Source organism: Sporosarcina sp. FSL W7-1349 (genome assembly GCF_038003045.1).
In the GTDB taxonomy this organism is placed as follows: Bacteria; Bacillota; Bacilli; order Bacillales_A; family Planococcaceae; genus Sporosarcina.
Window position 1 is genome coordinate 282,517 of record NZ_JBBOOK010000002.1, and the last position, 18,845, is coordinate 301,361.

Genomic DNA, 18,845 nt, shown 5'->3' on the forward strand with positions numbered 1-18,845 from the left:
AATCCGGTCGGAAAGCAAACCGGTTTTAGTTCGGAAACAATTCCATTTCTCCGATAGGAAGCCTTCTATAAAAAAGTATACAAAAAACCGATTCCGGAAAGAATCCGCGGAATCGGTTATAGATGACAAAATAAATGGCGGTCCCGACCGGGATCGAACCGGCGATCTCCTGCGTGACAGGCAGGCATGTTAACCGCTACACCACGGGACCTTAAACTATGTATAACATTTCGACAAGGTGAGGCTTCTTAACTGCAGATTTATAATTGATCAGTTCTAACCATGTCACAAAATATGTCGAAATGTATGGGCAAGTCCGGCGACGTCCTACTCTCACAGGGGGAAACCCCCGACTACCATCGGCGCTGAAGAGCTTAACTTCCGTGTTCGGTATGGGAACGGGTGTGACCTCTTCGCCATCGTCACCAGACTTGATTGAGCTTGTTCGCTCAAAACCGGATAAAACCAACATTGTCTGCCACAAGCCATGCAACCTTTGTATTGAGGTCAAGTCCTCGATCGATTAGTATCCGTCAGCTCCATGCGTCGCCGCACTTCCACCCCGGACCTATCCACCTCATCTTCTTTGAGGGATCTTACTTACGAATGTAAAGGGAAATCTCATCTCGAGGGGGGCTTCATGCTTAGATGCTTTCAGCATTTATCCCGTCCACACATAGCTACCCAGCGATGCCTTTGGCAAGACAACTGGTACACCAGCGGTGTGTCCATCCCGGTCCTCTCGTACTAAGGACAGCTCCTCTCAAATTTCCTGCGCCCGCGACGGATAGGGACCGAACTGTCTCACGACGTTCTGAACCCAGCTCGCGTACCGCTTTAATGGGCGAACAGCCCAACCCTTGGGACCGACTACAGCCCCAGGATGCGATGAGCCGACATCGAGGTGCCAAACCTCCCCGTCGATGTGGACTCTTGGGGGAGATAAGCCTGTTATCCCCGGGGTAGCTTTTATCCGTTGAGCGATGGCCCTTCCATGCGGAACCACCGGATCACTAAGCCCGTCTTTCGACCCTGCTCGACTTGTAGGTCTCGCAGTCAAGCTCCCTTATGCCTTTGCACTCTGCGAATGATGTCCAACCATTCTGAGGGAACCTTTGGGCGCCTCCGTTACACTTTAGGAGGCGACCGCCCCAGTCAAACTGCCCGCCTGACACTGTCTCCTGCCCGGATCACGGGCATGGGTTAGAAGTCCAATACAGCCAGGGTAGTATCCCACCAATGCCTCCACCGAAGCTGGCGCTCCGGCTTCCAAGGCTCCTACCTATCCTGTACAGGCTGCACCGGAATTCAATATCAGGTTACAGTAAAGCTCCACGGGGTCTTTCCGTCCTGTCGCGGGTAATGCGCATCTTCACGCATATTATAATTTCACCGAGTCTCTCGTTGAGACAGTGCCCAGATCGTTACGCCTTTCGTGCGGGTCGGAACTTACCCGACAAGGAATTTCGCTACCTTAGGACCGTTATAGTTACGGCCGCCGTTTACTGGGGCTTCAATTCGAAGCTTCGCTTGCGCTGACCTCTCCTCTTAACCTTCCAGCACCGGGCAGGCGTCAGCCCCTATACGTCACCTTACGGTTTTGCAGAGACCTGTGTTTTTGCTAAACAGTCGCCTGGGCCTATTCACTGCGGCTCTCTCGGGCTATTCACCCTACCAGAGCACCCCTTCTCCCGAAGTTACGGGGTCATTTTGCCGAGTTCCTTAACGAGAGTTCTCTCGATCACCTTAGGATTCTCTCCTCGCCTACCTGTGTCGGTTTGCGGTACGGGCACCTCCCGCCTCGCTAGAGGCTTTTCTTGGCAGTGTGAAATCAGGGACTCCGGGGAATAATTCCCCTCGCGGTCACAGCTCAATGTTACAGGAACGGGATTTGCCTCGTTCCACACCTCACTGCTTCGACGCGCATGACCAACAGCGCGCTCACCCTATCCTACTGCGTCCCCCCATTGCTGATAGCGGCGGGGAGGTGGTACAGGAATATCAACCTGTTGTCCATCGTCTACGCCTTTCGGCCTCGACTTAGGTCCCGACTGACCCTGAGCGGACGAGCCTTCCTCAGGAAACCTTAGGCATTCGGTGGAAGGGATTCTCACCCTTCTTTCGCTACTCATACCGGCATTCTCACTTCCAAGCGCTCCACCAGTCCTTCCGGTCTGGCTTCGACGCCCTTGGAACGCTCTCCTACCACTGACACCAATGGTGTCAATCCACAGTTTCGGTGATCCGTTTAGCCCCGGTACATTTTCGGCGCAGCGCCACTCGACCAGTGAGCTATTACGCACTCTTTAAATGGTGGCTGCTTCTAAGCCAACATCCTGGTTGTCTGGGCAACGCCACATCCTTTTCCACTTAACGGATACTTGGGGACCTTAACTGGTGGTCTGGGCTGTTTCCCTCTCGACTACGGATCTTATCACCCGCAGTCTGACTCCCAAACCTAAATCATCGGCATTCGGAGTTTGTCTGAATTCGGTAACCCGGGATGGGCCCCTAGTCCAAACAGTGCTCTACCTCCGAGATTCGTTGTTTGAGGCTAGCCCTAAAGCTATTTCGGAGAGAACCAGCTATCTCCAGGTTCGATTGGAATTTCACCGCTACCCACACCTCATCCCCGCACTTTTCAACGTACGTGGGTTCGGGCCTCCAGTAAGTGTTACCTTACCTTCACCCTGGACATGGGTAGATCACCTGGTTTCGGGTCTACGACCCCATACTCATTCGCCCTGTTCAGACTCGCTTTCGCTGCGGCTCCGCCTTCTCGGCTTAACCTTGCATGGAATCGTAACTCGCCGGTTCATTCTACAAAAGGCACGCCATCACCCCTTAACGGGCTCTGACAACTTGTAGGCACACGGTTTCAGGTTCTCTTTCACTCCCCTTCCGGGGTGCTTTTCACCTTTCCCTCACGGTACTGGTTCACTATCGGTCACTAGGGAGTATTTAGCCTTGGGAGATGGTCCTCCCGGATTCCGACGGAATTTCACGTGTTCCGCCGTACTCAGGATCCACTCTGGAGGGGATGGACTTTCGGCTACGGGGCTATTACCCGCTGCGGCGGACCTTTCCAGGTCGCTTCGCCTAACCCATCCCTTTGTAACTCCGTATAGAGTGTCCTACAACCCCAGGAAGCAAGCTTCCTGGTTTGGGCTCTTCCCGTTTCGCTCGCCGCTACTCAGGGAATCGAATTTTCTTTCTCTTCCTCCGGATACTTAGATGTTTCAGTTCTCCGGGTCTGCCTCATGTACGCTATGTATTCACGTACATGTACTGCCCCATTACGGGCAGTGGGTTTCCCCATTCGGAAATCTCCGGATCAATGCTTACTTACAGCTCCCCGGAGCATATCGGTGTTAGTGCCGTCCTTCATAGGCTCCTAGTGCCAAGGCATCCGCCGTGCGCCCTTTCTAACTTGACCATAATGGTCGATCGTTCGGCCATAGCGATATGGCGTCCGGATCGTTACAAAGAATTGCATGTTCAATCACAAAAAGTGATCGACTCGGTTGATTACTTGTGTTTGTTGCTTTCAATGTTGTTTTATCCAGTTTTCAAAGAACAAGTCGGCTTCCGATAAGCGGCGCATTACGTTGTCAGCTTCACTCGTTCACATCCTCACGTGCCTAAGCACGCTCCGGTGTTCACTCGTTCGCTTCCTAGTACTGCTTGCTTCTCGAAACCCTTCGATTTGAAAATCCATCTCAAAGATGAACCTTCAAAACTGAACGCAAAACGTCAACGTATGAACCCAAGGTTCATATTCCGTAAATATCCTTAGAAAGGAGGTGATCCAGCCGCACCTTCCGATACGGCTACCTTGTTACGACTTCACCCCAATCATCTGTCCCACCTTCGGCGGCTGGCTCCCGTAAGGGTTACCCCACCGACTTCGGGTGTTACAAACTCTCGTGGTGTGACGGGCGGTGTGTACAAGACCCGGGAACGTATTCACCGTGGCATGCTGATCCACGATTACTAGCGATTCCGGCTTCATGCAGGCGAGTTGCAGCCTGCAATCCGAACTGGGAACGGTTTTATGGGATTGGCTCCCCCTCGCGGGTTCGCAGCCCTCTGTACCGTCCATTGTAGCACGTGTGTAGCCCAGGTCATAAGGGGCATGATGATTTGACGTCATCCCCACCTTCCTCCGGTTTGTCACCGGCAGTCACCTTAGAGTGCCCAACTGAATGCTGGCAACTAAGATCAAGGGTTGCGCTCGTTGCGGGACTTAACCCAACATCTCACGACACGAGCTGACGACAACCATGCACCACCTGTCACCGCTGTCCCCGAAGGGAAAGGCATGTCTCCATGCCGGGCAGCGGGATGTCAAGACCTGGTAAGGTTCTTCGCGTTGCTTCGAATTAAACCACATGCTCCACCGCTTGTGCGGGTCCCCGTCAATTCCTTTGAGTTTCAGTCTTGCGACCGTACTCCCCAGGCGGAGTGCTTAATGCGTTAGCTGCAGCACTAAGGGGCGGAAACCCCCTAACACTTAGCACTCATCGTTTACGGCGTGGACTACCAGGGTATCTAATCCTGTTTGCTCCCCACGCTTTCGCGCCTCAGCGTCAGTTACAGACCAGAAAGCCGCCTTCGCCACTGGTGTTCCTCCACATCTCTACGCATTTCACCGCTACACGTGGAATTCCGCTTTCCTCTTCTGTACTCAAGTCCTCCAGTTTCCAATGACCCTCCACGGTTGAGCCGTGGGCTTTCACATCAGACTTAAAGGACCGCCTGCGCGCGCTTTACGCCCAATAATTCCGGACAACGCTTGCCACCTACGTATTACCGCGGCTGCTGGCACGTAGTTAGCCGTGGCTTTCTGATAAGGTACCGTCAAGGTACGGGCAGTGACTCCCGTACGTGTTCTTCCCTTACAACAGAGCTTTACGATCCGAAAACCTTCTTCGCTCACGCGGCGTTGCTCCATCAGACTTCCGTCCATTGTGGAAGATTCCCTACTGCTGCCTCCCGTAGGAGTCTGGGCCGTGTCTCAGTCCCAGTGTGGCCGATCACCCTCTCAGGTCGGCTACGCATCGTCGCCTTGGTAGGCCGTTACCCCACCAACTAGCTAATGCGCCGCGGGCCCATCCTGCAGTGACAGCCGAAACCGTCTTTCAGAGTTCCTCCATGCGGAGGAACTGATTATTCGGTATTAGCCCCGGTTTCCCGGAGTTATCCCCATCTGCAGGGCAGGTTGCCCACGTGTTACTCACCCGTCCGCCGCTAACTTCAGGGAGCAAGCTCCCATCCGTCCGCTCGACTTGCATGTATTAGGCACGCCGCCAGCGTTCGTCCTGAGCCAGGATCAAACTCTCCATAATAGAAGAAAATGAATAGCTCATTTCTTGCTGGCATCATTTAAGATGTCAATTTCGAATCCGAAGATTCGTTTTGTTCGTTTCACCGACGGGGTCGGCTTCCGAACTTTATTTGTTGACGTTTTGCTGTTCAGTTTTCAAGGTTCATGTATCCGTTGCTCGTTAGCAACTTTTCTAGTATAACATCTCAACATTTTATAGTCAAGTGTTTTTTATGGAGCGGGTGAAGGGAATCGAACCCTCATCATCAGCTTGGAAGGCTGAGGTTTTACCACTAAACTACACCCGCGTTTTTATATTATATATTTGGCGCGCCCGACAGGAGTCGAACCCATAACCTTCTGATCCGTAGTCAGACGCTCTATCCAATTGAGCTACGGGCGCTCCTAGATTGAAAAGGTATTTGGTGCGGTAAAGAGGACTTGAACCTCCACGGGGTTAACCCCCACTAGGCCCTCAACCTAGCGCGTCTGCCATTCCGCCACTACCGCGTCTTATTTTAGCGACTACTCTAGTATACAGCTTTCACTGAGAATGTCAACTACTTTTTTTAGAAAGTGGTGAGCCATGCAGGATTCGAACCTGCGACCCTCTGATTAAAAGTCAGATGCTCTACCAACTGAGCTAATGGCTCGTGCTTGTGATATTAAAACTTAACTACTGATGATTCATGTTTATCCAATTTCTTCAGCCTAGCTTGAGCTTTGCTCCAAACCCTTCGGGTCTATCGCAAAAGCGGCTGTGCCGTTTTGCTCTGAACGCTCCGCGTCCTTCGCAAAGTTTTTTATCCGCGAAGCGGCTAAAAAACTTGGCTGGGGTAGCTGGATTCGAACCAACGAATGACGGAGTCAAAGTCCGTTGCCTTACCGCTTGGCTATACCCCAATAAGTTTGCATCGGACAGAAACCTCTGTCCTTATACTCTTTTTTTATAAGAGATGACCCCTACGGGATTCGAACCCGTGTTACCGCCGTGAAAGGGCGGTGTCTTAACCGCTTGACCAAGGGGCCATATAAGTTGTTGTGTCGGGGAAGCAATGCGTTGTTCCTTATCGACTTTTTCTATTATAGACAGTGTTGTCCTATTCGTCAACTGTTTTTATAAACTTTTTAATTTACATGCAAGAATGCCGTCAGGCCGCTATCTCCCAGCACCGACGGCATTGCTTATGTGATTTATAAAACAGCGCATCGATTGCGCTCAACGATCTGACTCATCCTATGGAGGGTACTTCGACGATGGCTCCTGCGCATTTGCCACAGCGATACTTTTTCGGATCCATTCTCCGTTTCCTTCTATAAGACAAATGACATTTGGTGCATTTGTAGAAGTGCAGTGTTGTCCGTCGCCTACTTGGCTCTGCTAGTGTTTTACAATAACGTGGCGAATCCGTCTTCTTCATCAATTCCCGAAAATCTTGATCGCCGTGTCGATAGCCTCTTCCTTCTATATGAAGGTGATAGTGGCAAAGCTCGTGTTTGATGACGCCGATCAACTCGCCCTCCCCGTGCATTTCCCAAACGAGCGGATTGATTTCGATGGAATGATCGGATAGTTTATACCGTCCTCCTGTCGTTCGTAATCGACTATTGATTCGGGCTGCGTGGCGAAATGGTTTGCCGAATACCTCCATGGATATGGTTTCAATCAATGTTTGCAGTTTTTCTTCTGTCATTTGCATGATTATCCCTCTTTGGATCCGGGAGGCAGCATGGTCAATGAAATACGGCCCTTCTCCTTGTCTACCCCATCGACCCACACCGTAACTATATCGCCGGATGATACGACGTCTAGCGGGTGTTTGACATATCCTTTTTTCATTTTGGATATATGAACCAATCCGTCTTCCTTTACGCCGATATCGACGAAAGCGCCGAAATCGACTACATTCCGGACGGTTCCCTGCATCTCCATCCCTTTCACCAAATCATCCAAATCCAGTACATTCGCTTTTAATAACGGTTGTGGATAATCCTCCCGCGGATCCCGGTTCGGCCGCTGCAATATTTCAATAATATCCTTTAATGTCACTTCACCCACTCCGAGTTTGGCGGCCAATGCTTTGCTGTCGATTGTAGCGATCGATTCAGCTGCTTCTTTTTTGCCGATCGATTTTTTATCGACGCCTGCTTCTTGCAGCACTTGCTCAGCCAACGGATAGCTTTCGGGGTGAATGCCTGTTGAATCAAACGGATCGGCCGCTTCTGGCACTCTTAGGAATCCGATTGCTTGTTCATATGTTTTTGCCCCTAAGCGCGGTACTTTCTTCAATTGTCCTCGTTTCATAAATAGGCCATTTTCCTCGCGAGCTTTCACTATGTTTTCCGCAACCGTCTTCGATAGACCGGCCACATATTGTAATAAGGAAGAAGATGCCGTATTTACGTTGACTCCCACTCGGTTGACCGCTGTTTCCACGACGAATGACAGAGATTCTGCCAAACGCTTTTTGGAGACATCATGCTGGTACTGTCCAACCCCGACCGAAGCCGGATCAATTTTCACAAGTTCCGATAATGGATCTTGCAGCCGGCGCGCAATGGAAACCGCGCTTCGCTGCTCGACCTGAAGATCCGGAAATTCTTCCCGCGCCTGGGATGAAGCCGAATACACACTGGCCCCTGCTTCATTCACAATGACATAGGATACCGGGGAGGAGGCTTCCTGGATGCAGTCCGCTATGAACAATTCCGTCTCCCGCGAGGCTGTCCCGTTTCCGATGGCGATCAACGTAATCGGATATTTCTCTAACAACGCCAAGATGGCCCGCTTTGATTTTTCCTTGTCGGGTTTCGGTGGATGCGGATAGATGACGCCGATTTCGAGCAGCTTCCCTGTTTCATCGACAACAGCCAGTTTACAGCCGGTTCGGAAAGCTGGATCCACTCCAAGCACCACCCTCCCTTTTAACGGAGGTTGCAAGAGCAGGCTTTTCAAGTTTTCCGAGAATACATGAATGGCTTGTTCTTCGGCCTTTTCGGTCAAAGCTGCCCGGATTTCCCGTTCCACCGACGGGGCAATCAATCGTTTGAAGGCATCGCCGACCGCCTCTTTCACTTGATCAGCAGTCGGGGAACCGAGCTTGCGGATCACTTGACGTTCGAGATCTACAAGAATTTGCTCGGCGGGAAAAGAAATTGCGACTCGAAGCACTTCTTCTTTCTCTCCCCGGTTCAAAGCGAGAACTCGATGGGGTACGATCTTTTTCAACGGTTCTTCATATTCATAATAATTTTCGTAGACATTCCGTTCATCGACCGCCTCTTTGCGCACTGCCGATACAATTGTTCCACCGGCCCACGCCCGGTTACGGACCTTCTCCCGAATAGCTGCGTCATCCGCCACCCGCTCTGCGATGATGTCCCGTGCTCCCGCCAATGCTTCTTCCACAGTCGGTATTTCCTTCTCTTCATCTACAAAAGGCTCTGCCAACTTTTCTGGGGTTTCTGCGGAAAATGACAGTAAGGCATCCGCGAGCGGTTCCAACCCTTTTTCAATCGCGGCCATAGCCCGGGTTCGTCTTTTTTGTTTGAACGGCCGATACAGATCTTCCACCCGTTGAAGGACGGTCGCTTCTTCGATTGATTTCTTCAGTTCATCGTCCAACTTGCCCTGCTCCTCGATCAAGCGGATGACCTCTTCCTTCCGCTGCTCCAGTGCCCTTACGTAATGGTATGAATCTTCGACCTCTTTGATCTGCACTTCATCTAATGAACCCGTTTCCTCTTTCCGGTATCGGGCAATGAAAGGGACGGTATTCCCTTCCTCCAATAACGCGATCACTTTTTCCACTTGTCCCAGGCGGATGCCTGCCCTTTCGGCCGTTGCCTTGGCTATCTGCTTTGTCAATCCCATCACCCTTCCTTCACATGCCTCAATTTTAACATGGTTATAAGAATTAGACGCAAAAAAACCTGCTTCCCATTCTAAAGAAGCAGGCGCCCCGCTATAAAGGTGGCATCGTCATTATGATTGATAGTCGGCAAAACATTTTGATACAACCGATACGGTTCTTTGCTATTTCTCAAGCAGGATTTCGGACTCTTTAAGTCGACTCCGTCGGAATGAAGAATAAACAAATCGCCATTCCGATACTCGCATTGGTGCATCTTCAAATTTTGCGGTTTTCCGGAAAGATACCCCATGACCGGCAGCGGGTAGATCATATTCACTTGGTCCTGCAACACATAGAAACGGACATTTCCGACGCAACTATAATGGATCGTCTTTGTCGTGTAATCCACTTTCACAATCGCAACAGCCGCCCCGCGTTTGTGCATCATTTTCATGTTGCAACGCATTAATAACTCATCGACTGTCTCATGATGAAACTCTTTTAAAATGTCAGGGATGACTTGGGCCGATTGGTGGGCAATCGGCCCGTTCCCCAGTCCATCGGCAATCGCGCAAATGAAATAGTCATTTTCCGAGTGGACGAAATACGCATCTCCCGAGATATGATTCCCATTTTTCGCTTGCTGATAGATGTAGGCCTCAACATGGTCATTGACAAAGGTTTCCACTATGATGCACCACCAATTGACAATATGGCTTCTTGTAATTTCTTAATCGCTTTTCGCTGAAGTCTGGAAACGTGCATCTGTGAAATGCCGAGGCGTTCTCCCGCCTCTTTCTGGCTTAACTGTTCAATATATGTATATTGAATAATTTGCCTTTCCCTTTCTGTCAAGACATTAAGCGCGTTGGCGACGATCATGCGCTGATCCGTTTTTTCATACCCGCCATCGGTCGACCCGATAATATCGAATAGGGTGACCGTCCCACCTTCGGAATCGGCTTCCAATGTATGATCCATGGACAGGGCTTGATAACTTCTGCCCATCTCCATCGCTTCCAGCACAGACTCTTCATCGACCTCCAAATATTCGGCAATCTCGCTCACCAAAGGAGATCGTTGCAGTTCGGTCGTCAACGTTTCGACTGTTGCTTTGATGCGAGGCCCTAACTCCTTAATACGCCGCGGCACATGGACAGCCCATGTCTTATCCCGCAGGAAACGCTTAATCTCCCCGATAATCGTCGGTACGGCAAACGCTTCAAAACTTTTTCCGAACTCAGAATCGTACCGGCGGATCGCCCCTAATAATCCAAGCATGCCGACTTGGACGATATCTTCATAATAAGGTTTGCCGCTCGAATACTTCCGCGCAATGGAATGCACCAAGCGTTCATAATGAAGGACAAGATTCGTCTGGGCTTCTTCATCGTTGTTTTCCTGGAATTCTTTGATCCACTGGAGCACTTGTTCTTTCGTTCCCGTGTTACGAGGAGATTGTTCTTTCGACATCCTCTTCCCCTCGCTCTCTACCGAGATATTTGGTCATGAAGACCGTGACACCTTCTTTCTGATGGATTTGTACGCTATCCATTAGCGTCTCCATCAAATACAGGCCTAATCCACCTTCTCGGAGAAATTGCACCTCTTCCTGCTCGCCATAAGGTCCTATATGTTTTTTCATTTCATCAAAATCAAAGCTTTTACCGTGGTCCGCCACCATAATTTCCATCCGGTCTTCGAATAACGCACAGCCGACGATTACTTCGCCTTCTTCACCTTCTTCGTATGCATGCTGGACTGCATTGGTGATTGCTTCACTCGAGGCGATTTTCAAATCCTCTATTTCGTCATATGTAAAGCCAAGGCGGCTGGCAAGACCGGATATCGTCAAACGGGCGACACCCACGTATTGCGCTTTCGCCGGCACACGGATTTCGATATAATCATACGGTTGCATCTCGGTCCCCACTTTCTTCTACGATGTCCATCACTTCCACCAACCCAGTTATATCGAAAAGCCTTTTCAAACGGGCATTGACACCTGTAATTTTCATATGGCCTCCATTCGATTTGACGGTCTTATAGAAGCCGACAAACACTCCGAGACCTGTGCTGTCCATATAATCCACTTCAGCTAAATCCAATTCTGTCTGCATTCCTTCAGCTATATCAATAGATGCAAGACGCTCCCTTAACACAGGCGCCGTAAATGCATCAATCTCTCCTACAATCTTAAAGCAATGAACACTATCATTTTCCAGCAACTCAACTTGTAAAGTCATGTCCACACCCCATACTCTCTATATTGATTTGCACGCAAAGATGCGCTAGTGAGTTATTTACCCTGGTCGTCATCATTTAAAACGTCATTTATCTTTTTAATTATGACAATCGTAAAATCATCATGGAGAATAAAGTTTTGAAGACTAACAAGCTTGTCATAAACGGTGGTTGCGATCTCCTGCGCAGACGCTTCGCTCATTTCCCCGATCATCGCTTGGATTTCCGTTTGATCGATGAACCCATCTTCCGTCCGTGCTTCGGTCACACCATCCGTCATGATAACTATAAAATCGCCGGTCTCCAGCTCAACGGAATGCTCCTCGTAAACGACATTCGGTTGGACCCCTAGCAGAAGCCCTTTCGCGTCAAGCTCCGTAAATGAGCGGTCCGCCGCCTTGAAAAGCAGAGCCGGTTCATGCCCCGCCGAAGCATATGAAAAAACCGAGCGGTCGGCATCGTATTTTCCGTAGAACATCGAGATGAACATTGAATCATCCACGCTCTTCTCAACAATCCGGTTGACAATATCCAACACATGGTGCGGATTGGTGTTCTCTTTACGCAAACTGTCCATGCCGAATTTGACCATCGACATGCACAGCGCGGCAGGAATCCCTTTCCCGATGACATCAGCAACAGCCACACAAGCTTCGTTGCTCGCCTCATTCAGGAAATAGATATAATCCCCGCTCATCTGTTTGGCCGGCATGGTCAGATAACCGATGTCCAACCCTTTCACATCCGGTAGTTTCGTTTTCAATAAAGTGTCCTGGACTTTGGTGGCCAGATTCATCTCCACCCGGATTTCTTCCTGTTTCCGTACAAGGCTTTGATGTTCCTGCAAGGCAAGTCCATAATGGATCATCATCTCAATGAGGAAATCATATGTCAGCATCAACTCGTCAGGAAGGTCCGGGAATAATTCCGCTACCCCTATCTTATGCATGCTGATGACTTCTTCGGGAGCAATGTTCTTCTCGATAAACTGCCTGCTAAACTGTTGTCCAAAGTACAGGCCCTCTTCGCTCTGATTATTTATATATTGCTTCAAAAGGGCCCTATATTGTTTCCCTACCTCTTTGGGCATCCATGTTCATCTCCTTACCGGAGCCATTTGGTTGCAGTAATCACTGTACCCACACCAGGTTCCGTTTCCACTTTGAATTCATCCATCAATCTCTTGACACCCGGCATGCCGGCTCCAAGACCTCCGGAAGTGGAGAACCCATCTTCCATCACTTTGCGGACATCTGGAATTCCCGGTCCTTCATCAGACGCGATAATGAGCATCCCCATGGAACCTCCAGCAGCTAATCTCTCTATTTCAATTCTGCCTTTGCCCGCATATAAATAGATATTTCTTGCCAATTCACTTATCGCTGTTGTAATGCGCGCCTGATCGACTGTCCCGAAACCAATTTGCTTCGCCTCTTTCCGGCCTAACTGTCGCGCAGCAACAATATCCCATTCCGTGTAAATATCCACAGAAGACCGGTGATTCATGCTCAGGCCTCCAGTTCTTTTTGAAGTTTTTTCAATCCGTTTTCGAGATCAAGTGCTGTCATAACGTCCTCTAAACGGATGCCGAGCTCAATTAGCGTAATGGCAACGGCGGGTTGTATACCCGTAATGACAACTTTAGCTCCCATTAAGCCGGACATGCTGATGACATCCCCCAACACTTTTGCGATGAATGAATCGATAAAGTCAATCGGAGTCAAGTCAATAACTACTCCCCTCGCGGAAGTCTCATATAGTTTGACCAACAGATCCTCTTGAAATTGCAGTGCCTTCTGATCGTCCAGTTCCCATTGGATGGACACGATGAGTGTATCATCCAGTTTTAAAATCGGTATGCGCATATTCATCATTCTTCAACCTCCACTATGCTTCGGTTTGTCAGTGCCAGTGCCTCCTGCATCCCACGCTGTAGCGTGCTGGTTGTTGTAAATTCATTAAGATTAATACCAAGGGTCACAATCGTTTGGGCGATTTCCGGTCTAATTCCGACTAACATGCATTTTGCCCCGACAAGCCGGACCGCGTCCGCCGCTTGGATAATATGATGCGCAACCATAGTATCTACGACGGGAACGCCCGTAATATCCAGCAGGACCACTTCCGCCCGCTGTTTCACAACACCGTCCAGCAAGTTCTCCATAATCAGCTTGGCCCGTTCCGTATCGATCGTACCGACGAGCGGCATGACCGATATCTTTTCAAATACGGGAATGAGAGAAGCGGACAGCTCCTGCAATGCAATCCTCTGTAAACTGACTGTCCGTTCCCATTCCGTGGAATAGGCTTCGATCATGCTTTCTCGAAGCGGATTGATCCAATTCAGGAATAGCCGGATATGATCCCGCATATTGTCATTCCCGATAACTCCATGCTCCTCTAGAATTTTGAAGGTCGTTGTCATGAAATTGTCGATCGCTTTATTGACAAACTTGATGGACCATCCGAAACGGACCACTTTTTCTGTGAAATTCGCCAATTTCTCAGGATTGACCGAGTCCTCTTCCGCAATATTCGACGTCATCAATTCAGCAAACTCTTTGCTTGTCTTATTTATCAGATCTGTCGGCATGAAGTGAAAAAAACGCTCGCCCTTTTCATCTTTCATCTCTTCCTGCCATCGTTCAATTATCTCATCCATGTTCTCCCGGATTGCCACTATCATCTTCTTATTCATACCGTAACGGATTTCCTCCTTCAACTGACAAGGTAGTTGTACTTTCAATTGTATCTAAAAATGGATAGGAAAACACGTTTTTTCATTTTTAGATACAAAAAACGCGATGAAGTCATGCTCCATCGCGTTTTTTTATATGTATGCTCAAAATTTGACGAGGCCAAAGCTTATCTCCAACGCTTCATCGACCTTTTCCATCAAATGATCATCTAGCTGCGTAATTTTATCAGTCAGCCTCGACTTGTCAATCGTGCGGACCTGTTCGAGCAGAATAACCGAATCCCGCTCGAAACCATAACGCGCCGCATCGATTTCAACATGTGTAGGCAATTTCGCTTTTTGGATTTGCGCAGTAATTGCTGCAATGATCACTGTCGGACTGAACCGGTTTCCTATGTCATTTTGAATGACTAGGACCGGTCTCGTCCCTCCCTGTTCAGAACCGACGACAGGCGACAGATCTGCAAAAAAGACGTCTCCACGTTTAATTGCCAACTTTTCATCCTCCGCTTACGAGACGTTCCACCGTATGCTGGGCTTCAAACTCAACATGCAAGCATTCCGCGGCAATTTTCAGATTGATTTGCGACATTTCGACATAGCCCTTCATCATTTCTTCTCGGATCGTATCCGCTTCGTAGTCAGACACATATCGCCTTGTCGAAATATAAACGAAATCACCACGTTCCGGCTCCTGATGGACGACCGTATGTTCATTTTCATTCAGCATCCGTTTCGGAATCTTAACAATGACTTCCTTCATGTTTTTATTAGCTCGCAACGTCAGCACCTCCGACAAACCCGTTCCCTCATTTCTATACAAGTACATCTTACCATTGAACATCGACAATGAGAAGACATAGAAAGAATATTACTGACAGGTTTCTGCAAATTAACTGGAGGTTTTGTCGAATATGCAAGTATTATACATGTTGTCCATTTGTCGTTGCGTATATTCGGGGTATCCTTCCTCTCAAGGACACCGTAATTTCGTACGGAATTGTATCGAGTCGTTGTGCCCACTCTTCCATTGTGATTTCTTCATTCCCCTGTTTTCCGATTAGCACAACCGGTTCGCCGATCGGAAATTCATGGGGAAGTCTTACCATACATTGATCCATACATATGGTTCCTACGATCGGTACCCGCTGCCCGCCGACTAGGACGGCCTGCCCCCGCAAACCGCGTCGCAGTCCGTCCGCATAGCCGATCGGCAACGTTCCGATCCATTCATCCTCTGTCGTTTCATAGGTCCCGCCATAACTGATCGGACTTCCCTTTTCCAGCAGTTTCACATGCGACAGCTCGGTCGTGAGCTGGACTGCTTTCTCTAATGGGAAAGGAAGCATTCGAGCCACGTAAGCGGATGGTGCAAAGCCATACATGCTTACGCCGAACCGAATCGCGTCCAGCGCATATTCTGGGTGAAGCAATGCCGCCGCACTATTGGCTGCGTGTATCAATCGGGGCTTTTCGGGAAGTCGGTTAACTTGGGCCATGAACCTGTTGAATTGCTTTTCCGTGTGATACGGATCCTCCTCATCCGCCCGGGCAAAATGCGTAAAAACTCCGTCCAGTTCAACGTCATCCGACTTGCCGATCATCTCGATCAATGTTGCCAAGTCGTCCGCTTCCCGTATTCCGATTCTACCCATTCCTGAATCGATTTTCACATGGATCTTCAATCTTTTTTGGAATGAACCGGGGGCATACGAACCTAGCACCGCCTGGAGCCATTCCGAAGCTGCCACAGTTAAGATGATTCCCAACTCGGCAGCCCGCTTGGCAAACTCGTACGGAGATGGCCCGAGGACGAGGATATCGCCCGTTATGCCCGCTTTCCGAAGTTGGACCGCCTCATCCGGCGTAGCCACCGCAAGCAGCAGCGCACCGGCTTCAAGAGCAGCCCGAGCCACTTGTACGGCACCATGGCCATAGCCATTCGCTTTCACTACAGCAATGATCCCCACACCCGGACCTACGTGCATTTGCATATTTTTAATATTACGTTGAATCGCTGTCAAATCGACAATCGCCTTGGTTGGGCGGTAATGAATAGGGTTTTCCACGAACATCCCTCGTTTTTTATCAATTACGCCTCGTCGTAATTGCGAATCGAACAGCGAAGGGTTCGATTTGCCGTATTTCTGCGGTTTTTGCAGAAATTAAGGCATCGCAATTGAAACAGCAATGAGCTCGATTTGCCGTATTTCTGCGGTCTTTGCAGAAATTAAGGCATCACGATTCCCAAAATCTGTGACATCCGCTGAAGGCTTTATCTGAATTCAACGGACAATAGCCGTTGAACATTCTGCCGCTTGGCAAGAAACAGGAGTGCTCCGCCGAGTTCAGATAATAGCCCTATTATTATTCCCCCAACCAGCTCGCGTCAATCCATTTTATTTTGTTTGTTCCGGCTGCATGGAAGCCGCGACTTCAATCAATTCATCCTGCGTCAACATATCGGATGCGATGAAAAACGAAACGCCGTCACTTTCCCAGCTAATCGACTTTTCCGTCAAAGCGGCTACTGTAAATCCGAGGTCGACTGGATCTCCCTCAACGGAAACTGCCATTTTGCTTTCTGGTTTTGAAGCCGGCTCCTGGACGATGATGAATTCTTTCGTGCCTCCATACGTCATGAATGACCGGATGCCGTTATCGGTTTGCACCATCTCTTCGTCCACTAGCGAAACGCCATCCCATTCGATGGATGGGAGATATAAGGAAAGTGCCATGCTTTCTTTTTCAGTCGGCGGCGTTTCCGTGCCTGTGTTTTCCACTTCCACATCATAATCGGTCGATTTCCGTTCCATGCCTAAAGTAATTTTCTTAAACGTAATCCGGATTTTCTCTTCTTTATTTTCATCCAAAATCGATACGTATTTCGGAAGTAATGTCTTTTTATCGATATGGATTTGTTGAGTTGGCAACACTTTCTTGTGGTTGTTCCGGGTCGCAGTTTCGAAAATATACGTCTTGTCTTTTTCAGTCATGGTCGAATTTTTGTCCGCCTTAATATCGTCGGACAATGTGCCGATCAAATACGCTTGGCTATTTTGAGCCGGCCAATCGCTTTGGAATTTATAGGTTTTGCCAAGCGAAGGCGTGACAACAAAGACCCCTTCCTCATTGCGCACGATCATTTGGGAATCCTCGCTTCCCTCTTGCGTCACATTAACCCGATAAAAATCAGGTTTCGTATGCCATACATTGACATCGTAGACACGCGGTTCTGCCCCGGTTTTGATTTCCATTGTCGCTTGCAGATCGTATCCTTTCGTATCACTCCACTTCCCACTCAGTTTCTTCATGACATCCTCTTTTGATGGAGATCCACATGCCGCAAGGAGTACCATGATAACGACTAACAAAAAAGCAACTAATCGGCTACGCATTTCAGTTCATCCTTTCTCATTTCAATCGGGTAGGTCATCTTATGAGAATGGATGAGCATTTATGCGAGATGATTTTATCTTTGCTCGGCAAAGTTGCTTGTACCAAATACGCAGCGACAGTCTTAGAAGACCCCCACCTCTGAAGGATGAAAGGAATGTTATAGCGGTTGCCAAACGCCTCCCTGTGTACCAAATATGAAACGTCAGGTACAGGCCTCAAGTTCAAAAATCCAGACTCAATTACACCGAGACGTGTTTGATGGGAGTTCCAATAAAACCACTTGGGCTGCCGCTACTGTTTGGGTATGAGTGATGGAGACGAGGCCGTTTGCCGGTTCTCCTTTGAAATAGAGCACCGGCTTCCCTTTCGAGTCAGGCAAAATGGCGATGTCTTCGAACCGGCAGTCCGCACCGATTCCGGTACCCATCGCTTTGGCGAAGGCTTCTTTCGCCGCGAACCGACCGGCTAGAAATTCAATCCGCCTGTGGGATGCGAGAGATTCATAGGATGCCAATTCATCGGCAACCAGAATGCGCAAGCGGAGTTTATCCGACCGGGCGTCCATTTTGGCGATTCTATTTAATTCCACGATATCGAGCCCGATTCCTGCAATCATTTTAAGAGTTACCTCCTTTCCTTCCTGCATAGAATATCTGTATAATGGGAGACAGATTGAGGTGAAGATATGTTTATCCGTACAGAGAGCTTTTCACAATACATCCGGCTCTATCCGGTTGTCACTGCTTTATTGATTATCAACATCGTCATCCATATCGTAACCATGCTGCCATTCATCGGGAAGCCCCTTCTGTACAGTGGGGCCGGCGCCAACTACTTGATCGCAGAAGGCGAATGGTGGCGGTTGATCACTCCGATGTTCCTTCATTGGGGACTGATGCATCTGCTCTTCAATATGTTTTCTCTTTTCATTTTCGGTCCCGAACTGGAGAAACTCGCGGGAAAACTCCGGTTTCTCAACATCTATGTACTGGCCGGGCTATTCGGCAATATTGCCACGTTTTTCCTGAAAGACCCGATGACAATCAGCGTCGGGGCGAGCGGCGCTATTTTCGGCATCTTCGGCGCATTCGGAGCGCTTGTCTATTATACGAAAAATGCCTTTCCACAACTTAGGCAAGTCATGCTGCCGATTATCATCATCAGTTTAATTATGACCTTCTTGCAGCCGAATATTAATATTGTCGCCCATATTACAGGCTTCATCGTCGGCTTTTTGATCGGGCTCAGCTATTTTCATCCGAAGCGCATCGTCAGTTGGAGGAAAAAGAAAATCCAGCGGGTCAAATGAATCCCCCGCCTGCAC

General features: G+C 49.1%; 16 protein-coding genes, 7 tRNA genes and 3 rRNA genes. 1 reads left to right on the forward strand and 25 read right to left on the reverse strand.

The window, feature by feature from the left end; genetic code table 11:
- Positions 1-135 precede the first annotated feature (135 nt).
- The 25 genes from MKY41_RS15270 to acpS form a co-directional block, all read right to left on the reverse strand.
- Positions 136-211 (reverse strand) — tRNA-Asp (locus tag MKY41_RS15270).
- A gap of 103 nt (positions 212-314) precedes the next feature.
- Positions 315-430, reverse strand: a 5S ribosomal RNA gene (gene rrf / locus MKY41_RS15275).
- Between the two features lie 73 nt (positions 431-503).
- A 23S ribosomal RNA gene (locus MKY41_RS15280) occupies positions 504-3,436 on the reverse strand.
- 360 nt (positions 3,437-3,796) lie between these two features.
- Positions 3,797-5,348, reverse strand: a 16S ribosomal RNA gene (locus MKY41_RS15285).
- Together the 16S, 23S and 5S rRNA genes with 7 tRNA genes alongside form the textbook arrangement of a ribosomal RNA operon.
- A 212-nt stretch (positions 5,349-5,560) precedes the next feature.
- A tRNA-Gly gene (locus MKY41_RS15290) sits at positions 5,561-5,634 on the reverse strand.
- An 18-nt stretch (positions 5,635-5,652) separates the two neighbouring features.
- A tRNA-Arg gene (locus MKY41_RS15295) sits at positions 5,653-5,729 on the reverse strand.
- Positions 5,730-5,749: 20 nt separating this feature from the next.
- Positions 5,750-5,836 (reverse strand) — tRNA-Leu (locus MKY41_RS15300).
- Positions 5,837-5,903: 67 nt separating this feature from the next.
- Positions 5,904-5,979: transfer RNA gene (locus MKY41_RS15305), tRNA-Lys, on the reverse strand.
- A gap of 175 nt (positions 5,980-6,154) precedes the next feature.
- A tRNA-Gln gene (locus MKY41_RS15310) sits at positions 6,155-6,229 on the reverse strand.
- A gap of 54 nt (positions 6,230-6,283) precedes the next feature.
- A tRNA-Glu gene (locus MKY41_RS15315) sits at positions 6,284-6,355 on the reverse strand.
- A gap of 203 nt (positions 6,356-6,558) precedes the next feature.
- Positions 6,559-7,020 (reverse strand): SprT family protein, encoded by a 462-nt coding sequence (locus MKY41_RS15320; RefSeq protein ID WP_340746470.1) that lies wholly within the window; start codon positions 7,018-7,020, stop codon positions 6,559-6,561.
- A gap of 8 nt (positions 7,021-7,028) precedes the next feature.
- Positions 7,029-9,194, reverse strand: coding sequence for a Tex family protein (locus tag MKY41_RS15325; RefSeq protein WP_340745932.1), 2,166 nt, complete (start codon positions 9,192-9,194; stop codon positions 7,029-7,031).
- 77 nt (positions 9,195-9,271) lie between these two features.
- Positions 9,272-9,868, reverse strand: coding sequence for a PP2C family serine/threonine-protein phosphatase (locus tag MKY41_RS15330; protein WP_340745933.1), 597 nt, complete (start codon positions 9,866-9,868; stop codon positions 9,272-9,274).
- Complete coding sequence (sigB, locus tag MKY41_RS15335) at positions 9,868-10,653, reverse strand: RNA polymerase sigma factor SigB (protein ID WP_340745934.1); 786 nt, start codon at positions 10,651-10,653, stop codon at positions 9,868-9,870. The genes MKY41_RS15330 and sigB overlap by 1 nt, the downstream gene beginning before the upstream one ends.
- Positions 10,628-11,101, reverse strand: coding sequence for an anti-sigma B factor RsbW (gene rsbW, locus MKY41_RS15340; protein ID WP_340745935.1), 474 nt, complete (start codon positions 11,099-11,101; stop codon positions 10,628-10,630). The genes sigB and rsbW overlap by 26 nt, the downstream gene beginning before the upstream one ends.
- Positions 11,088-11,426, reverse strand: a complete 339-nt coding sequence (locus tag MKY41_RS15345) for an anti-sigma factor antagonist (RefSeq protein WP_340745936.1) — start codon at positions 11,424-11,426, stop codon at positions 11,088-11,090. The genes rsbW and MKY41_RS15345 overlap by 14 nt, the downstream gene beginning before the upstream one ends.
- A 53-nt stretch (positions 11,427-11,479) precedes the next feature.
- Positions 11,480-12,514 carry a PP2C family protein-serine/threonine phosphatase gene (locus MKY41_RS15350; RefSeq protein ID WP_340745937.1) on the reverse strand — a complete coding sequence of 345 codons (1,035 nt, stop codon included), beginning with the start codon at positions 12,512-12,514 and terminating at the stop codon, positions 11,480-11,482.
- Positions 12,515-12,528: 14 nt separating this feature from the next.
- Entirely contained in the window at positions 12,529-12,930 is a 402-nt protein-coding gene (locus tag MKY41_RS15355; RefSeq protein WP_340745938.1) for an anti-sigma regulatory factor, read from the reverse strand.
- 2 nt (positions 12,931-12,932) lie between these two features.
- On the reverse strand, positions 12,933-13,295 hold the full coding sequence (locus MKY41_RS15360; RefSeq protein WP_041076187.1) for an STAS domain-containing protein: 363 nt from the start codon (positions 13,293-13,295) through the stop codon (positions 12,933-12,935).
- Positions 13,295-14,122 (reverse strand): STAS domain-containing protein, encoded by an 828-nt coding sequence (locus MKY41_RS15365; protein ID WP_340745939.1) that lies wholly within the window; start codon positions 14,120-14,122, stop codon positions 13,295-13,297. The genes MKY41_RS15360 and MKY41_RS15365 overlap by 1 nt, the downstream gene beginning before the upstream one ends.
- 144 nt (positions 14,123-14,266) lie before the next feature.
- Positions 14,267-14,617, reverse strand: coding sequence for a type II toxin-antitoxin system PemK/MazF family toxin (locus MKY41_RS15370; protein ID WP_041071628.1), 351 nt, complete (start codon positions 14,615-14,617; stop codon positions 14,267-14,269).
- A gap of 4 nt (positions 14,618-14,621) precedes the next feature.
- Complete coding sequence (locus tag MKY41_RS15375; protein ID WP_331711256.1) at positions 14,622-14,912, reverse strand: transcriptional regulator; 291 nt, start codon at positions 14,910-14,912, stop codon at positions 14,622-14,624.
- A gap of 133 nt (positions 14,913-15,045) precedes the next feature.
- On the reverse strand, positions 15,046-16,191 hold the full coding sequence (gene alr / locus MKY41_RS15380; protein ID WP_445683344.1) for an alanine racemase: 1,146 nt from the start codon (positions 16,189-16,191) through the stop codon (positions 15,046-15,048).
- Between the two features lie 330 nt (positions 16,192-16,521).
- Complete coding sequence (locus MKY41_RS15385; RefSeq protein WP_340745941.1) at positions 16,522-17,520, reverse strand: LolA family protein; 999 nt, start codon at positions 17,518-17,520, stop codon at positions 16,522-16,524.
- 236 nt (positions 17,521-17,756) lie between these two features.
- Entirely contained in the window at positions 17,757-18,137 is a 381-nt protein-coding gene (gene acpS, locus MKY41_RS15390) for a holo-ACP synthase (RefSeq protein WP_340745942.1), read from the reverse strand.
- 69 nt (positions 18,138-18,206) lie between these two features.
- Here acpS and MKY41_RS15395 point away from each other — a divergent pair, with 69 nt between their 5' ends.
- Entirely contained in the window at positions 18,207-18,830 is a 624-nt protein-coding gene (locus MKY41_RS15395; RefSeq protein WP_340745943.1) for a rhomboid family intramembrane serine protease, read from the forward strand.
- Positions 18,831-18,845: the final 15 nt, after the last annotated feature.